The following is a 17820-nucleotide window of genomic DNA, read 5'->3' as shown; positions in this document are numbered from 1 at the left end:
GTCGGCCAGTACAGGCGGGCCTCAAGGTCCGAGAGGGTCTAGACAACGCCCCAGTACTCGCCGCCGGCGCGCGCCCAGCATGAACTTGCCGACGGTTCCCTTGCCGATTCCGACGGCGCGGGCGACCTTGGGCTTAGCTCAGGCCGGCTTCAGGCTGCGGGCGCAGGGCCTGGCGCATATGTCCCATCGTGATCCCGCTGGTAGGCATGGCAGGCCGAAAAATCAGCCTGCCATGCCCACGGTCGAGATCGCCCGCGCAACGGAGAGCCTCCAGAAGTTGGGGGTGTGCGGTGCATGCGGATCCTTCGGAACCTCGCATTCCGGACGACCGGATGACCGTGTCGCCCCCCGATCGGCCAACCGAGGCCTCTTTGGCTCAGCATTCAGCCGATCAACCTCAAGCCCGGCGGCAAGGCTTCGCCGAACACGCCGCGTTCACCGGCTTCGTCGAGCGGAACGACCTCGCGCACTCGGGCGATCCACGGCGCCGGAGCCCGATGGGCCTCGAGCCGGGCGATGACTCGTTCGCGCGCTTCGAGCGACAGGTCGCGAGCACGATCACCGCTCAGACGGGCCAGGTTGGCAGCAGAGGCGGCGGCGCCTTCGACTCTTTTCCAGTCCAGCGCGAGCAGGGCGTCGAGCCAGGCGACGGCGGCGGCGGCCGGCACCACGCCATGGGCGCTGCCGTACAGGGGGGCGCGCGCACCGATGCGGCCGATGGCCCACAGCGTCCAGGTGTCGCGGGCCTGAGGATCGCCTGCGGCGCCCGGTCGCTGCAGGCGCTCGACCAGCCAGTCGCCGATCTCCACCTTGTGATCGGCCGGGATGCGTTCGAGCGAAGCGCCCATACGCACCATGTCGTCCCAGCCCCCCTTGACGAGCCGCGGTGGTCTTACGTGGATGCCCGCCTCTTCGCCACGCAGGTTGATCGCGAAATCCTCGAGCAGCCTCGCCTGGGCTGCGTCATCCAACCCGCCGGCAACGCGGCGCCACAGCGTCCACCATTCGGCATCGACTTGGCGATCGCGGCGGTGCTGCACGCCCAGCTCGAAAATCGACCACAACTGTGCGATGCGCCAGCCGTCGAGCGCGTCGCCGAATCCCGGCCGCAGGCACCAGCCGGCCAGGCTCAGCCACAGACGTTCGTGGTCGGCCGATCGGTGGCGGCCACGCGCGCGTTGCCACAGCGCATCGAACAGCGGACGCAGCAGCGCGGTCGGCCAGCGCTCGCGGCTGCCGAGCAGGGCTTCGAGTTGCGTGCGCAACTGCTTGACGGCCTTGGGTCCGACCTCGCGGTCGCGGGCGCCGAAGACGCGCTCGATGCATTCGAGCGCCTCGCCAAAGCGCGGTGGCAGTCCGGCCCCGGCGGATGCCGGGGCAGTCGAATCGGTGCGCAGCTGGAACTCGAGCTTCCAGCGCTGCATCGGGTCGCTGGCGGAGATGCAGTGCACCTCGAGCGTCCCAACCTCAGTCAGCATCGTCACCAGCTGCACGGGAATGTGGCGTCGCGCTGTGCCGCCATCGGCCCGCACGACGGTGGCAACCGGCGGCAGCGGCTGCACATCGCGCTCGCCGAGATCGACCAGTTCGCCGGCCAGCGGCGTGGGCTGGCCCGCGCCACCGGCCGTGGTCGAAACGAGGTGGAAGCGCACCGGTTCGCCGACGCGCAGCTCGAAGTTCCGGCCTTCGAGACGAATCTCGCGGCCTTCTTCGCTGCCCTGCGGCAGCACGCAGACTGCTCGCCCCTTGCCATCGTCGAGCGGCAAAAAGTAGCTGCGCGCCGAACCGCCGCCGATCTTCGGCGCCAAGCCGCGCCGCGCCAGCGCGTAGGCAACCGCGCCGCGCGCGACCGCGACGTCCGGGTCGGCGTTGTGCAGCGTCTGCAGCGGCGCGCCGCGCCACGCGCCGAGAGTCGCGTGAAGACGCGCGGCGATCGCATCGGCACGGAACACGCCGCCGTTGAGCAGCAGCGCGTCGGGCAAGCCGGCCGACGCGTGCTGTTGCAGGAAGCCGGCGATATGGCGCGTCACGGCCGGGTCGCTGGCGTAGGGCAGGCCGAACGCGACCAGCCCGCTGGCGCGCTCGCGCCGCGGCAGTTCGGTCGCCGCCACCTGCGGAAAGAAGCCATCGACCACGATGCGCTCGACCTCTTCGCGGCTCAGCGTCACCGAGCGTGCGCCGCCGACCAGGCGCGAACCCGCGCCGAGCAACGTGACCTGCGCGCTGGCCGGCGCGTCGGCGGCCAGGAGCCGTTCCTTGGCGGCGCGACAGCGCTCGACCAGCTGAGACAGCTGGCCGGCCGACAGGCGTGCCGCGGTCTGGCCCGCCGCCGTGTCGAGTCTGGCTTCGGCCAGATGCGCGAGGGCCAGGTCCATGTTGTCGCCACCGAGCATCAGGTGGCGGCCGACCGCAATGCGCTCGAGCCGTGGCTCGGCCCCGTCCCAGTCGACGCGCACCAGGCTCAGGTCGGTGGTGCCGCCGCCGACATCGCACACCAGCACCAGCCGAGTGCGCTCCAGCGCCTTGCCGAGCGCGTCGCGGTGGCGGAACAGCCAGTCGTACAGCGCAGCCTGGGGTTCTTCGAGCAGGCGCAGCAGCGGCAGGCCGGCGTCGCGTGCCGCTTCGACGGTCAGGGCGCGCGCCGCGTCGTCGAACGAGGCCGGCACCGTCAGCACCAGTTCCTGGTGCTCGAGCAAGGCCGTCGGATAGCGATGGTTCCAGGCCGCGCGCAGGTGCGCAAGGTAGCTCGCGCTGGCCTCCACCGGGGAGACCTTCAACACATCGGCCGCTGCGCCCCAGGGCAGGATGGGCGCCAGCCGTTCGACTGCGGCATGCGACAGCCAGCTCTTCGCGCTGACCACCAGCCGCCCGGGCACCTGGGCACCGAGTTGACGCGCCAGGCTGCCGATCACGGCCGCGTAGCCGGCGGCGGGCGGCGCCCAAGGCAGCGCCAAGTCACCCGGCGCCAGTTCGCCCGGCGCCGGGTGGTAGCGCATCGAGGGCAGCAGCGGCCGCGCCGCCACCTCGCCGGGCGCGACCAGCTGTTCGATGTCGAACAAGCGGATGGTGTCCACGCGGCCTTGCGCTGGCGCGCAGGCGACGACGGTGTGCGTGGTACCAAGGTCGATGCCGACCGTCCAGGCGGCGCTCATGAGAAGACCAACCGGCGGCGGCCCGCTACGCGTCCTGCCGGCGCTCGCCGCGCACATCGAATTCGATCTTCCAGCGTTCGTCGCCACTGCGCGGCACCGCTTCGAGTTCGAGCGTGCCGGCTTCCGTCACGCGGGCGTGCAGCCGCACGGGCACCACCTCGCCGGGGCTGCGGCCTTCGGGCGACAGCGTGGCCGTGAGGGGGGCGAGCTCCTGCAGTTCGTCGGGCGCCCAGGCGCCGAGCAGCGTGCCGACCGCGTCCTGGCGCCGCACCGATGAGGCGTAGAAGCGGAAGTGCACCGGCTCACCGACCACCAGCCCGAGTTCGAGCCCGGGCAGCTCGGCCTCGGTGCCTTCTTCCATGCCGAACGGCGCCACGCACAGCGCCTCCACCGGCGGTTCGATCCCGGGCACCGCGGGCATCGACGATTCGACCCCGACGTAGTACGCGAACGCGGTGCCTCCGCGGATGCGCACGCCGTGGCCGCGCCGCACATAGCCGTAGTAGGCGGCGCCGCGCGCCACCGCCAGATCGAGGTCAGCGCCGGCCAGGAGCCGCGCCGGCGCGGCCCCCTCGGCGGCGAGCCACCCGTTGACGGTCGCCAGCGTGCGATCGGCCAGCAGCGCCGACTTGAAGACGCCGCCGTTGAACAGCACCGCGGTGGGATGCAGGAAGCTGGCGCCTTCCGCGCCCTTGCCGATGCGGTCATCGAAGCCCTCCAGTTCGGCCACCGCGCCGAGCTGCCGGCCGAGGAACGCCGCCAGGTGGCGCGTGACGGCCGCATCCTGTGCATACGGAAGACCGAGCTGCGCCAGGCCGGCGCGCACGCGACTCATCGGCCGTGCCGAGGCCTCGACCTGCGGGAAGAAGCCGTCGACGATCGTCATGCCCACTTCGTCGGCCGTCAGCTCGGTACGGATCGAGCCGCCGATCAACTTGCTGCCGCGGCTGGGCACGACGATGGGTTGCGCGGCGGTGTCGGCCGGCCCGTCGGCATCGCCGAGCAGGTCTTCCTTCGCGCTGCGGCAGGCATAGGTCAGCGCGCGCAGCTGCCACGCATCGAGGGTGGTGCCGGCAGCGGCCAGCTTGCGGGCGACGCCATGCGCCAGCGCCAGGTCCATGTTGTCGCCGCCGAGCAGGATGTGCTCGCCGACCGCGACTCGATGCAATTCGAGGTTGCCGTCGCGTTCGAGCACGGCGATCAGCGAAAAGTCGCTGGTGCCGCCGCCGACGTCGATCACCAAGATGATGTCGCCCGGCTGCACCTGCTTGCGCCAGGCGCCGCCGCTGGCCTCGATCCAACTGTACAGCGCGGATTGCGGCTCTTCGAGCAGCGTCAGCGAACTGCAGCCCGCGGTCTTGGCGGCTTCGACCGTCAGCTCCCGCGCGGCGGGGTCGAACGACGCCGGGATCGTCACCGTCACATCCTGCTGCGCGAACGGCGCCTCGGGGTGCGCGTGGTCCCAGGCGTTGCGCACATGTTCCAGGTAATGCGTCGAGGCGTCGAGCGGCGACACCCGAGCCACCTCGGGCGGCGCGTCGTGCGGCAGGATCGAGGCGCGCCGGTCGACGCCAGGGTGGCAAAGCCAGCTCTTGGCGCTCGACACCAGCCGGATCGGCGTCGTCGCGCCGCGGTTGCGCGCCAGTTCGCCGACCACCTGCTGGCCGTCGGACGGCCAGGGCAACATCAGCTCCCCGGCCGCCATTTCATCGGCATGCGGCAGGTACAGGAAAGACGGCAGCAACGACATCGATTCGACCGCACCGAGCGCGGTGAGCTGCGGAATCGGCAGCGTGCCGTGAACGGTGGCCTCGCTGTCGCTGCCGGCAATGTCGACGTAGGCGAGTGCACTGTGCGTGGTGCCGAGATCGATGCCGATCGCAAAGCGCGGCCCGGTCACAGCTCGACCTCCGCCGGCGCCACCACGCGCGCGTCGTGTCGCTCGGCCAGCTTGGGCAAGCGCACCTCGGTGACGCGCCAGCCGCGATGCCTCAGGCTGCCGGCAAAGGGCGGTTGACCGACCACGTTGCCAGTTACCCGGACCGCCGCGGCGTCGAAGCCCGCCTGCAACGTGACGCGGCTGCCTTCGGCCTCGTCGCGCACCGGTACGAGGCTGAAATGCTCGCGCAGCACCTTGGCGCAGCCTTCGTGCACCAGGCGTGCCGCCGCGCCGATCTGGGCGTCGGCATAGCCGCTGAGTTCCTCGCCAACGAAATCGATCAACCGCGCGTCACGCTGCAGCAGCGCGAGCAGCTGCAGCGCGGCGTCGGGGCTCAGATCCTTCAGCACCGACGATGGGGGCGCCGTTGCAGCCGTTGGCGAAGCCGGAGTCGGTACAGCAGCGCCATCGCGCAGCGCGGCATACCGTGCAGCCAAATCTGCATTCGCCAACAAACCGAACAAGGCGCCGAATGCCAGTGGAATGCGGCGCAACAGGGAGGGCTTGACACCGTCGGACGATGGGGATTGCGTGCGGTTCATTGATTGCTCCAAATCGGCCGATCGGGCAGCTGCAGCCGCGATCGCCGGTTGTCAGGGCCCGGGCTTGCTGACGAGGTCAGGGCCGGGAATCGGATGTCGCCATGGACACATGGTGCAGCGCAGCATTGTAGGTGGGCGACAGAAGCGAGTCGCCACTCTTGACCGGGCCACGTCAACGGCTCAAGCCGTTCTGTCTAGGCTGGGCGCGTTCTCGAGCAGCGCGACGACTTCAGGCTCGGGATTGCGGTAGGAGGTCCGAACCGAACGTCTCCAACGATTATGTCAGCGCCAGGTCGATGCCCGCGAGAGCCCAGCCATTGCCTGCCGCGATAGCCGTTGCGCGAACCGCTCGCAGCCGAGCCGTGGCCGCTGCGTCATTGCCCGATGCCGCCGCCGCGACGATCGCATGCGCTCGCTCGACCATCAACTCGACCCAGGGCAGGTGCTCGACCTGGAACATCCGCTCCAGCAAGGCCGCATGGTGCAGCGCGCACGACCAGTCGCGCGCTGCGAGGCAGGCCTCCATGGCGTCGCGGTAGAACCAGAGGTAGTTGTGGGCAAGACCAGTGTTTTTCAGCAAGGCTTCGCCTGCGGCCAGGTGCGCGGCCCGCTCTTCGGCTGAATCTGCCACCCGTCCCAGCCGCCCCTCGAGCGCGGCGCCGATGAATCCGAGGCCGGTCTGCCGTGCGAGCGCGAGTGCCTGCTCCAGATCGTCGCGCGCCCGTGCGCGATCTCCCTGCCGCAGCTTGTGCTCGGCGGAAAAGTACAGCACGGTCGCCTCATAGCGCCGTGAACCGGCCAGCCGCGCGAGCACAAGCGCCTTGTCGCCTGACGCGCGGGCCTCCTCGAAGCGGCCAGCTTCGGTGAGCACCTGGGTCAGCGTGGCCTGTGCGAAGACCCGCACGGGCACGACGCCGAAGCGTTGCGCGTCCTCGCAGACCGAATGGGCCTCGGCGATGGCCGTGTCCAGCTGGTTGGCGTACCACAGACAGTGCCCAATCATGCAGCGGTTGGGCCCGGCGATGCGGATCTGCCCCTCGCACAGCGCGACGCAGCGTCTGAAGTAATCGAGCGCACTGGCCATGGAGCCTTGAGCGTAGCGCGCGTCACCGAGGCCGCTCAGCGCCCGCGCTCGGCTCTCCGCGTCGCCACATTGCTCGGCAGCCTCCAGCGCAAGCACATGTTGCGCGTCGCACTCGGAAATTCGGCCCTGAGAAAAATAGAGATTGCCCCGCGTGTGATGAATGCGCGAACGCTCCATGGCCAGTTCGAGCCGTTCGGCGATCGGCTGGGCCTCGCCGAGAGCTTGCATCGCCGCCTCGAACTCGCCCGTCACGCGATAACCCGCGGCGATGCCCATCCATCCACGGCAGCGTCGCAAATCATCGCCGGCCAGTTCGCGCGCACGCTGGAATGCGGCAATCGATTCGGTCGAGCGTCCGATCTCGCGTAACGTCTCGCCGCACAGCAAAGCGAGTTCGCAGCCCGCCTCGGCATCGCTTCGCGCAGGGTCGGCTGCCAGCGTGCCGCCGCGCTCTGCCAGGCGCAGGGCGCTTTCGAAGCGCAACCGCCCGGCCTCCTGGGTCGCCGCACGCAAGTAGGCCGCCGCGGCCGCCGCGTCGTCGGCGCGGTCGAGATGCTCGGCCTGCAGCACCGGATCGTCGCCGCCGAACCATCGCGCGGCGGCCTGGTGCAATTCGCGTCGCCGGCTCTTGAGCGTCGACGCGTAGACGGCCTCCTGGATCAGCGCGTGCGCGAACAGAAAATCCGGGCCGTCGGGCCGCACGATGTCGGCGGCCACCAGGACGTCGCAGCTTGCATCCGGTGCGCCTGCGACACCGCGCAGGTTGACGAGCGAGAAGCGCTTGCCGATCACCGCGGCGGCCTGGAGGGCAGCGCGATCGGGCGCGGCGAGGCGGTCCATGCGCTCCAGCACCAGACTCTGAATGGTCGGCGGCACGGCTGGCACGAGCCCAGGTGTCTCGCCGGCGCGCGCGGTTCGCAGCAGTTGTTCGAGGAACAGCGGATTGCCTTCCGCGCGTTCGATGCACATCAGCGCAAATCGGCTCGACGCCTCCACCAGCCCGCCGGCCAGCAGGCGCGCTTCCTGCGGCCGCAGGGGTGCGAGATCGATGGTCATGAAGGCGCTGCCGTGGATCGATGCCCGCCAGGCTTTGTCGAGCGGATCGCCCTCGATGCGAGAGGTCAGCAGCAGGACGATCGGCGCCCGGGCGGCCGCACGGGCGGCCGCCGCCACCAGCCGCAGCAACTCCGACGAGGCCCAGTGGAGGTCCTCGATCAACACCAGTTGCGAACGCGCCGCGGCGGCCCGCTGCAACAGGGAACCCAGCGCCTCGCTCGCGCGCCGCAGCCGGGTGTCATTGTCCATCGCCTCGAAAATCGCCTCCAGCGACTTCGGCTGCGGCAGGTCGAGCCACTCGTTGACGAACAGCATTTCGTCGTCCGTCACCAGGCCATTCGCGGCGGCAGCCAGCACCGCCGCGCGGCGCTGGGCCTCGTCGTCGCGCGCGTTCACCTGCAACACCGTCTTCAGCAGCGTCGAGATGGCGTCCTGCCCCTTGCCGACGCCAAAGTCCAGCACCTGCCCCGAGGGCGTGTCGAATCCCTGTTCGCGCGCGCGCGCCTGGAACTCTTCCACCAGCCTGGATTTGCCGATACCTGCGTCGCCGCGCACCAACACTGTCACTCCGACGCCGGTCTCGCGAACGGCGTTGAGCGCACCGACCAGTTGCCCGAGTTCGGCTTGCCGGCCAACGAAGGGCAAGCGTTCGCCGCGAGCCACGCGAATGCCGAGCACCCGCCAGATCTCCACCGGCGCGGCGAAGCCCTTGACAATTTGGTTGCCAGCCGACTGCACCTCGATGCTGGCGGCGACTTCGCGGTAAAGCGCGTCGGAAATCAGCGTCTCGCCCGCCACGGCCAGCGCATCGAGCCGGGCGGCCAGATTGACCGAATCGCCTGTGACCGAGTACTTGGCCTTGCCACCGCCGCTGATCACCGAGGCCACCACCTCGCCCTTGGTGATGCCGATGTGCAGCCGCAGCGGCGCGCCGTGGCAGTCCGGAACGCCGGCGGCCGCGCTGTGCATCGCGAGCGCGGCATGCAGCGCTCGCTGCGCATCGTTGCCATGGGCCACCGGCGCGCCGAAGACCGCCATGACGGCATCGCCGGCCCGGTCGATCACGCGGCCGCCATGGGATTCGACGACCTTGTCCATCGCGTCGAAAAAACGCCCGAGCATCTCCTGGATCTGCTCCGGGTCGCTGCTGGCACACAGCGCGGTGTAGCCAGTGATGTCGGCGAACAGCACGGCCGCCTGCCGCCGGTCCGCGGTCGCCGTGGCTGCTGTTGCCGGCCGACGCTCGTCCTGCGTGGGCTTGTGCGTCGCCTCTGGCATGGAAGGTGCGGGCGCCGCGACTCGCGCCGGCGTGCCGCATTGGCTGCAGAACTTCGCCTGTGCCGCAAGTTCATGGCCGCAGTTGGAGCACGGGCGTGGCAGCGCAGCGCCGCATTCCTCGCAGAACTTTGAATCCAGCGCACTGGGATGGCGACACTGTGGGCACCGCATGCCCTGAGTTTCATCGCTGGCGCGCGCCGTGTCGAGGGCCGGAAGGGCGAAGCTGCTGCGGCTCGGATGCATACTCGCGGAAAGCGAAACGCCTTCAGTCTGGATGACGTTGGCCGGCATGCCCCGGCTGACCAAGTAGTCGCGCAGGGAGTTGGCACGCGCCAGAGACCGGGGAGGGACAGGCAGTGGTCGAATTCCAGGCTGCCGAACCGATTGGTGTGCCCGACGATGAGATCGCGCGCAACCGGATGCCCGAGGACTCGAGGGTCACTCGTTAATGCTCTGCCGGTTCGAAGTCCTGCTGTTGTTGGCACTATCGACATAGCGGTAGTGCATCGGCCACCTTTTCAGCCGCCCTTGTCGCGGTCGTGCCTGGGCCAGAAGACCGGGATGCACTCACTCGTGCAAAGCGCGCGCGCTTCCAATTCGGACAGCTCGCCGATCAGGGCTTCGTGTGCATCGGTGCTCCGCAGCACTGCGCGCAGCTGCAGGTCCTCTTGCCCGGAGGACACCCCGGTTTCCATCTCATTAAAGCTTACTTTGCTGCACTGCACGCCCCCAGGAAATGGATGGACTCCTTCAATCGGGTTGGTCGAGGGTCATGGGGTCAGGCACCGATGTCACTGAAGGAGGGCTGCGACGAACGGAAGGTGAGTCAAGTCTCCGCAAGGGCGTTTGTCCTTCTTCAAAGCCGCCGCTGCATCGGTCTTCCAGTTTGCCGTGCGCGAGTAGATGTCTGCGGTAGGTAGTGGGCGACGAGCGTAGGAATGGATATTCGCTGTGACAAATGCTTGGTCGCCATTGCTCGCGGCAAGTGCGGCCCCCCGCGTAGCAGCGATACGACCCAACAACACAGAAGGCGAGGAGACCGAACCACCGATTGCTCAGGCAATCACGCAGTGATGGCAAGACAGGCTAGACCGTGGTTGGCGCGTCCATGTGCGGAAGTTCGTTACAGGCTCTCGGGTTTCATGCGACGAGGCTCGGCGGCCTCGAACGCTCGCCGGCGCCGAGCGGCCACCAGGGTCACCGCTGCACAACTCACCAGGTTGAGCATCGCGATCAGCGTGAAGAACAGATCGCCGGCGACGAAGGCCCCGTAGGCAACAGCCGTCGCATTGGCCACGACCCAGGAGCCCCAGGTGAGCAGGGAGATGTCGCGTGCGCCGTCAGCGCTGCGCCAGACCGCCCTCAGTTGCGGCACGTAGGTGAAGATCCGCGCCGCGTTGGTCAGGATATAGAGCCCGGCGATCATTGCGTCCGACGCGTGGGGCGCCGATATGGGGAGTGCCGGAATCACTGGGTGGAGCGAAGGTAGGATCGGGCGGGCATGCTCGCATCGGCATGCGAGAGAGATGCCGCGCGCGCCTCGGCCGCCTGACCGGTCGGCGGCAGCGCCGCTTCGATATCAGTCAGGACCTGCGGCAGTGCAAGCGCCTGCCATCGCTGGGAAGTGGTCAGCGCGAGCAGTGCAACCACCACCAGCGCTGCCAACCACACGCGTGCTTGAAGGACCCATGTGGCGAGGATCATGACGAAGCTTTCGATCCACGGCGGTGGTCGCAGGCGTGTCGATTCACTGGCGAGCCTCCGCATTGAAGAGCCAGGTGTCGAGAAGCGCCGTTCCCTCCGGGCCTACGCGCAGCGCCCGGCCCTTGCCCGTGCGCGAATTGAGCGTGTAGACCCACAGCGCCGTCGTGCCGCGCGCCGTTGCGAAGACCGATTCGCCTTCCGACTCGGCAAGTGCGAGTTGGTTGCCCAGACCCGCGCAGCCTACGCCCGCGCGTGAGGCGAATCCACAGTCCGGATGCTCGGGTCCCTTCAGCAACGACGGAACCGAGGGTTGTTCGGTCGGCCAGAATGTGACCTCCTCGAGACGTTCGCGCACGCAGACCTGCTCCGCGCCATTCATGACCCCATCGAGCCCGTCGCGGGGAAACTCGTATTTGCGCACCAGCAGGACGCCGCTTCGGGTCGTCGGATGGACCATCAGCGCAAGCCACGATGCACTGGCGTGCGAACGCAGCAGACTGGCGCGCAATCGTTGCCGGAGCTGCGCGACGAATCGGTCTCGTTCGCCGGACTGGATGGCGCCGCTGTCCATCGCCTGCTCGGCCATGGTTCCGGCGTCCAGGGACTTTGCGGCCATCGCCTCCAGCTCGACGCGGACCCGCGAATTCAGAGCGCTGCGGGTCGAGACCCCATCGGAGGCGCTGCCATCGCTCGCGATCTCGTTCGCATAGAACAGGCCCGTATAGCCGGCTTGCGTCGTGCCGCTGATGGCGTGCTTGAGCGAACGGCATTCGCCATCCGCATGCGCCGTGCCCAAGGCCAACATGCCAGCCAGCAAGAGCAGAACGATACGCAGCCAACTGGTGGCGACGCGCGGACCGCGGCGATCTACGAAACCGAGCAGGGATTTCATCGTGGGCTCTCCTCCTTCAACGGTCTGCGGTGGCTGCCCGTGGAAGGCATGGTCGCGGCGCCTGGGCTGCCCGGCCTACCAGCGGTCAATACTGACCGGCGGGCCTGGTGATGGACGTGGAACTGGAGGGGCGTGGCGAATCGGCCTGGGCCGTCACGCCGAGCAGCTGCTGTGACGCTGCGCGTCGTCGGATGATTGTTTGAATGCTTAAGTTCTCATTCAACACAAATTGATTGAGTCGGAGCTCTTCGCGCTGCCCCGATCGGCATGTAGCATCCTGAAACTGCGATCGATTAACTCTTTCGAGGGTCTCATGTTCGATTCTTCGCGCGTCCGAAAATCTGCCTTGTATTTGATCCTGGCGGCATCGATGAGCGTAGGCGTCGTCGCTGCGCACGCAGATGTCACCATCCTGGTGAACCCCGGGGATCAAGGCGAGCAGTCGCGCGCGTCCGTGCTGACGAGCTGGAGGTCCGCAGTCGAACAAGGGCTGCGCAAGCAGCGCGTTTCAGACCTCGCAGCGAGCCCCATCTCGCCCTTCGACATGACTGCTGATCTGAGCGCGGTACGTGCGCGGGTGCCGGATGTGGTGGTCGGTCCATCGCACCTCATTGGCTCGGCGGTTCGCTACGGCTATACACCGGTGGTGATGGTCGACCAGCCATCGCGCGCCGTGATGGTCACGATGACCTCGAGCGACATCGGTTCGTTCGAGCAGTCGGTTGGCAAGCGCCTGGGCCTTCCAGAGCAGGACAGCCTCGTCACCTATCTGATCCGAGGCGAAGCGACCGCGGCCAACACGACGCTGAAGCGCCAGTTCTCGTCGATCTACCAAACGCGCTTCCAGGATGCGCTGCTGATCTGCCTGCAACTGCGTCGCTGTGATGTCGTCGCAGTGGAGCGCGTCGTCTTCGATCGCTGGGTGGCCGCCGGTAATCCTGTGAAAGTCATCATGGAGTCGCACGAGGCGCCAGGGATGAGCGTTGCCGTGAAGGACGATCTCAAGCTCAACGTCGACGGATTGCGAAGCGCGATTGCGGAGGCGATGCCGGGCACTGTCGGTGCCAAGCCCGCGACGGTCACTCGCGACAACTTCACCTATGTCTCGACGCTCGGCTATTTCACGCCGCGTGCGCTCGCAAACGCGAAGGTGGTCGATGCCAACACCGTTGCCTCGATGCTTCGAGGCAAGCAGGGCCGCTACATCGACACTCGCAACAACGCCGAGTTCAATGAAGGGCATGTACCGGGCGCTACGTTGATCCCGTATGTCGAGAAGTCGAGCAAGGATCCGGACTTCAATGCCGCTGTCGACGAGTTCAATGTCGCTCGTCTCGGACCTGACAAGGGTGCTTTGCTGATTTTCGGCTGTAATGGCCCTGAGTGCTGGAAGAGCCATAAGGCGAGCATCGCCGCCATCAAGGCCGGCTACACGAACGTCGCCTGGTTCCGCGGTGGCGTTCCCGAATGGCGGTCCGCCGGCCTGCCGATCGAAACCGGCGATCCTCTGGTCGCCAACCCCTGAGCGTGTGTTCCGCAGTTATGGCGCAGCAGCACGATCAGCCTGTCAACATCAACCTCCATCACCACGCATGACATCACAGCACGCAGTTGATTCCGCGCGCCGCGCCCTTCTTGGCGCGTCTGCCTCCGCCGCAGCACTGACCGGCCTCGGCCCGTGGCAGCACGCGTTCGCGCAGGGAGCCCGCCCGTTGCCCGGCTATGCGGCGTGGAAGGATGCTGGCGCCATGATCGTGCACAGCCCCAACACCATCGAGCTGCGTCGCAGCGCGATGGGCGATGGCGTGATCACGCCGGCCAGTCAGCTCTATGTACGCAACAACCTGACGCCGCCGAACGCTGACATCCTGACCCATGGCGATGCATGGCAAGTGCAGATCGAGGGTGTCCGCAAGCCGCGCCCATTCACATTGGCCGAGCTCAAGAAGATGCCGACCGAGACGGTGACGATGGTCTTGCAATGCAGCGGCAATGGCCGCGGTATGTTTCCTTCCAAGCCCGCCGGCACCCCCTGGCAGGTCGGTGCAGCCGGCTGCGTCATGTGGACCGGTGTGCCCGTGCGGGATCTGGTGCGCGTGCTCGGCGGCACCGATGCCGCGGCGAAGTTCCTCACCGGCACCGGCGGCGAGGTGATTCCGCCCGGGGTCGATCCGAAATCGCGCGTCGAGCGCAGCGTTCCGCTGTTGGCGGCGAACGACGCGCTGGTCGCGTGGGAGCTGAACGGCCAGCCGATTCCGCTCGCCCATGGCGGGCCCGTGCGCCTGATCGTGCCCGGCTTCACAGGCGTCAACAGCGTGAAATACGTGAAACGGATCGCCTTCACTGCGACCGAGTCCGATGCGTCGATCCAGCAGACCGACTACCGCATGAGTGCCCCGGATGCAAAAGGAATGAATCCGTCGGACCCCTCTGTCTGGGAGATGCCTCCGAAGTCCTGGATCAATTCGCCTTTGCCCGAGAGTGGCACCTTGCGCGCCGGCGCGGCGGTCATCAAGGGTGTCGCGTTCGGCGGCACCAAAGCAGTCAAGCAGGTCGAAGTGTCGACCGACGGCGGCGCCACCTGGAAGGTGGCATCGCTCGTCGGGCCTGACCTCGGTCGTTTTGCGTGGCGCGAATTCGTGGCGAATGTCGACCTGAGCGCCGGAACCCATCGGCTGGCCAGCCGGGTGACCGATGTCATGGGGCGCACGCAACCGGAAGCGCGCATCGAAAACAAGGCCGGCTATCTCAACACCAGCTGGCGCGACCACTCCGTCACGGTGACCGTGGCATGAGGGCGATGCCGGCAGCAAGCCGGCTGCGAGGGCTTGCTGTCGCAGTGGTGTGGCTGTGCGCGGGAGTCGCCGGTCCGTCCTTCGCGGCCGATCCGGCGCTTGCCGAAGGGCGGCAACTGTTCATCGACGGCGTGGGCCCCCAGCCGAAATGCGCGCTTTGCCATACCTTGAAGGACGCTGGCGCGACGGGGCAGATCGGCCCGAACCTGGACGAACTCAGGCCGGACATGGCCCGCGTCGCCGCGGTCATACGCAGCGGCATGGGACCCATGCCGGCATACGTCGCTTTGACGGATGCGCAAGTGGCTGCGTTGGCGCATTACGTCTCCACGGTCGCGAAGCCCTGATCGGTTCGATGCTTCGCCGGTCTAGACCCGGCGTTCCTTGCAGGGGGCGCTTGAACCTCCTATGCTCCGCGGGGCGCTCGAAGCTGGAACCGGGTCGCTTTGGCCGTAGCTTGTGCAGCGTCAAGGATGGCGCAGCCGACAACTGACCTTGGAGGGGATTCGTGATCAGACACTTGATTGCCGCCACGCTGCTCGCGGCCACCACGTTCGGCAGCCCAGCCGCTGACGTTACCAAGAAGGACAAGTGCTGAACGCCGTGCGAGTCAGGATGCCTCGTGCACCTGGCGACGCCCTGGCCATGCGCGCGTCGCTGCACTGGCCATGGCAGTGACGTCTCGATTCGCGAGTGACTCACCACTTCGGCGGCAGCTTTCTGAGCAACACAATGCGCTCGCGCGAGACTTCGATGTAGCCACCCTTGGTCAGGTCGGTCAGCAGCCGGTTGACCATCGCCTTCGAAGCGCCCAGGCGCTCGGCGATGCGCTGCTGGCTCAACGGCCCGGGCACCACGCGCAGGCCCTTGTCTTCGACCGCCAAGGCGTCGAAGAGCCCCACGAGCCGGCCGTAGACGTCCACCGAACCCAGGCGCCCCACCGTGCGCGTCAGGGTGCGCACGCGCTGCACCAAGCGCTGGATCAACTGGAACGCGAGCTCGGGCCGCTGCGCCAGCACGCGTTCGGCCTGTGCCCGTGTCACGCGCGTCAGCCGCGCTCGGGCAGTGACCTGCACCGTGGCGGAGCGCCGTTCACCGCTGAGCATGAGCTCGCCGAAGAGTTCACCCGCGTGCAGCGTATTGAGCTCCACCACGCGCCCGCCGTCCCCGGCCACGAACGCGCGCAGCTCGCCTTCGTGGATGAGATACATGCAGTCGGCAATGTCGCCCTCGGTCACCACCGAGGCACCAGGCTCCCAGGTGCGCGTCTCGCCCAGCCGCGCCAACTCGGCCAGGAAGTCGCCGGATTTGTCTGCGCTCGACCCTTCGAACATGCCTGCTCCTAGCTTGTGTAACCGTCTGCGGACCCGGAGAACCATCATGCCAGCGATGATCGTACCTGTTGCCACCTTGCCAGATCCAGACAACGCGGCGCAACGGGAGGCGCAGCTGGCGTTGTCCCGCACGGCCTACAACTACGTTCGAAGCTACCCGAATCTCGAGGCGGTGCCGATGTGCGCGGGCGTGCCGCCTGGCGAGGAGTTCAGCGCCGCCTACAACGCGCTGGTCGCGCAGACCAGCGCGCAGATCGCCGAGAACTTCGCCGTCAATGTGCGCAGATTGCTGGAGCAAGAAATCAAAGCCGACTTGGACGTCAAGGGTGCGCTTGGCTTGCTCCTACTCAAGATCGATGCTCAAAAGCTGGTCGAAGGCATGTTTGCAGCCGCCGCCGAGGCGGTCCAGGAAGGACCGACGGCGATTCTGAAGTCGACCTTGTTCAACATTTTGCGGCCGGACCAGCTTCAGGCCAAGGACGAGTCGGACTACGAAAAACTGGTCGACACGCTGCCCAAGCCCCAGATGATGGCGCTCGAGGAAAAGGCCTGGATGCGGGGGACAGACAGGCAATGCGAGCAGGATTGGTTCTTCGGCTATCTGCAATTGGCCGGCTTCAACACGACCAACTTGCGCCGCGTCGTTGACGACAAGGCGACGGGCAGCAAGGCCCTGGCCTGGAGCGAGCTGAAGGCGAAGATGATGATCCCCGATGTGGTGGAAGTCCTGTGTCGATACGGCTCCGCCTCCCTCTCGCTGACCAAGATGATCAGCGACGGCAAGCTCTACGCCTGCGACTACGCCGCGCTGATTGGCGACGGGGATCTGGAACCCAAGGAGAGCTGCCTGCACGACAAGCACCGCTTCCTGCCGTCGCCCATCGCCCTGTTCTATTGGAACGAGTCTCCCCCCGAGGGCTATCCCTCGGACTACGGGCAGGTCAATGGCCGAGCGGGCGTGTTGCAGCCTATCGCGATCCAGTTGGGGCAGACCCCGGACTCGGCCATCTTCAGCCCGAACGATGCTTTCGGAGCGAAAGATGGCAACAAGCTGAAGTGGAAAGTCGCCAAGTACTTCGTCAACGTGGCCTGCGCGATTCAACACGAATCGGTCGCCCATCTCGGGGATTGCCACTTGATCATGGAGGCCGTCGCGGTGGCCACGCACCGCCAGTTGGCGAAGGAACACCCGCTGTTTTGCCTGCTCGAACCGCATCTGCGGTTCACCATCAGCATCAACGATGGCGCCTCGCACAACCTCATCGTCCCGGGTGGCGTGGTGGCCGCCAACGTCGGCGCCAACATCGCCTGGACGCTGCAGATGGTCAACGACGCGCGCAAGGCCTGGCGCTGGGGCGAGAACAGCCCGGACCAGATCTTCGCCCTGCGCGGCTTGGACGCAGACCAGCTGGCGGCCTACCCGTTTCGCGACGACACGCTGCTGCTGTGGCAGGCCATCAAGGATTTCGTCGCCGACTACGTGGCGATCTACTACACCAGCGACCACGCGGTCAGTACCGACCGGGAACTCAAGGCCTGGGTGGACGAACTTGGCTCCCCGGAGCACGGCAATCTGCCAGGGTTTCCCGTGACGCTGAAGACCCGGGACCAACTTGTTGAAGTCGTCGCGCAGATGATCTACACAGCAGGCCCTCTGCACGCGTCGGTCAACTACGGCCAGTATCCCTTCGCGGGCTTCGCGCCCAGCGTGGCCGCGGCGATCTACAAGGCCGCGCCGACGCGCGACGACCCGATCGACCAGGAGACGCAGTACCTGGAGTGGCTCCCGCCGCTGGACGTCGCGCTGTACACGGTGTCGTTCGTGTACCTGCTCAGCAGCATCCAGTTCGACGCGCTGGGGCACTACGCCAGCAACCCGCAACACCCGCACTTCGCGCACCGCCCGGCCCAGAAGGCCCTCGAGGCTTTTCAGGCGGCATTGGCGCAAGCCGAGGTCACGATCCGCCAGCGCAACCTCGAACGGCCGATTCCCTATCTTTTCCAGTTGCCGTCCAGGGTACCAAACAGCATCAGCATCTAGCGT

At 67.3% G+C, this 17820-nt stretch carries 13 protein-coding genes; 4 read left to right on the top strand and 9 right to left on the bottom strand.

Annotation, left to right across the window (positions count from 1 at the left end; genetic code table 11):
• Positions 1-383: 383 nt before the first annotated feature.
• From QTI68_RS00430 to QTI68_RS00395, 8 genes are all read right to left on the bottom strand, one after another.
• Positions 384-3152, bottom strand: coding sequence for an Hsp70 family protein (locus QTI68_RS00430; RefSeq protein WP_286518889.1), 2769 nt, complete (start codon positions 3150-3152; stop codon positions 384-386).
• A 25-nt stretch (positions 3153-3177) separates the two neighbouring features.
• On the bottom strand, positions 3178-5052 hold the full coding sequence (locus QTI68_RS00425; protein WP_286518887.1) for an Hsp70 family protein: 1875 nt from the start codon (positions 5050-5052) through the stop codon (positions 3178-3180).
• On the bottom strand, positions 5049-5633 hold the full coding sequence (locus QTI68_RS00420) for a DUF2760 domain-containing protein (protein WP_286518885.1): 585 nt from the start codon (positions 5631-5633) through the stop codon (positions 5049-5051). Before QTI68_RS00420 ends, QTI68_RS00425 begins: the two co-directional genes overlap by 4 nt.
• A 277-nt stretch (positions 5634-5910) precedes the next feature.
• Positions 5911-9342: an adenylate/guanylate cyclase domain-containing protein gene (locus QTI68_RS00415; protein WP_286518883.1), complete on the bottom strand. Its 3432-nt coding sequence runs from the start codon at positions 9340-9342 to the stop codon at positions 5911-5913.
• 227 nt (positions 9343-9569) lie between these two features.
• Complete coding sequence (locus QTI68_RS00410; protein WP_286518881.1) at positions 9570-9734, bottom strand: hypothetical protein; 165 nt, start codon at positions 9732-9734, stop codon at positions 9570-9572.
• 440 nt (positions 9735-10174) lie between these two features.
• Positions 10175-10477 (bottom strand): hypothetical protein, encoded by a 303-nt coding sequence (locus QTI68_RS00405; RefSeq protein WP_286518879.1) that lies wholly within the window; start codon positions 10475-10477, stop codon positions 10175-10177.
• A 41-nt stretch (positions 10478-10518) separates the two neighbouring features.
• Positions 10519-10755: a hypothetical protein gene (locus QTI68_RS00400; protein WP_286518878.1), complete on the bottom strand. Its 237-nt coding sequence runs from the start codon at positions 10753-10755 to the stop codon at positions 10519-10521.
• Between the two features lie 43 nt (positions 10756-10798).
• Positions 10799-11647, bottom strand: coding sequence for a hypothetical protein (locus QTI68_RS00395; protein ID WP_286518876.1), 849 nt, complete (start codon positions 11645-11647; stop codon positions 10799-10801).
• Between the two features lie 313 nt (positions 11648-11960).
• On the opposite strand from QTI68_RS00395, the gene QTI68_RS00390 reads away from it, so the two are divergent.
• The 3 genes from QTI68_RS00390 (at position 11961) to sorU (ending at position 14789) form a co-directional block, all read left to right on the top strand.
• Complete coding sequence (locus QTI68_RS00390) at positions 11961-13172, top strand: rhodanese-like domain-containing protein (RefSeq protein ID WP_286518874.1); 1212 nt, start codon at positions 11961-11963, stop codon at positions 13170-13172.
• 67 nt (positions 13173-13239) lie between these two features.
• Positions 13240-14442, top strand: a complete 1203-nt coding sequence (gene sorT, locus QTI68_RS00385; RefSeq protein WP_286518872.1) for a SorT family sulfite dehydrogenase catalytic subunit — start codon at positions 13240-13242, stop codon at positions 14440-14442.
• Positions 14439-14789: a SorU family sulfite dehydrogenase c-type cytochrome subunit gene (sorU, locus tag QTI68_RS00380; RefSeq protein WP_286518870.1), complete on the top strand. Its 351-nt coding sequence runs from the start codon at positions 14439-14441 to the stop codon at positions 14787-14789. Before sorT ends, sorU begins: the two co-directional genes overlap by 4 nt.
• Positions 14790-15140: 351 nt before the next feature.
• Here sorU and QTI68_RS00375 read toward each other — a convergent pair whose 3' ends face one another.
• Entirely contained in the window at positions 15141-15776 is a 636-nt protein-coding gene (locus QTI68_RS00375; RefSeq protein WP_286518868.1) for a Crp/Fnr family transcriptional regulator, read from the bottom strand.
• On the opposite strand from QTI68_RS00375, the gene QTI68_RS00370 reads away from it, so the two are divergent.
• Positions 15751-17817 carry a lipoxygenase family protein gene (locus tag QTI68_RS00370; RefSeq protein ID WP_286518867.1) on the top strand — a complete coding sequence of 689 codons (2067 nt, stop codon included), beginning with the start codon at positions 15751-15753 and terminating at the stop codon, positions 17815-17817. The two genes, QTI68_RS00375 and QTI68_RS00370, sit on opposite strands and share 26 nt — an antisense overlap.
• Positions 17818-17820 lie beyond the last annotated feature (3 nt).

Origin of the sequence: Variovorax sp. J31P207, assembly GCF_030316965.1 — a bacterium.
Taxonomy (GTDB): domain Bacteria; phylum Pseudomonadota; class Gammaproteobacteria; order Burkholderiales; family Burkholderiaceae_C; genus Variovorax; species Variovorax ginsengisoli_B.
The sequence above is the reverse complement of the archived record's forward strand: the minus strand, read 5'-3'. Positions and strand labels throughout refer to the sequence as shown.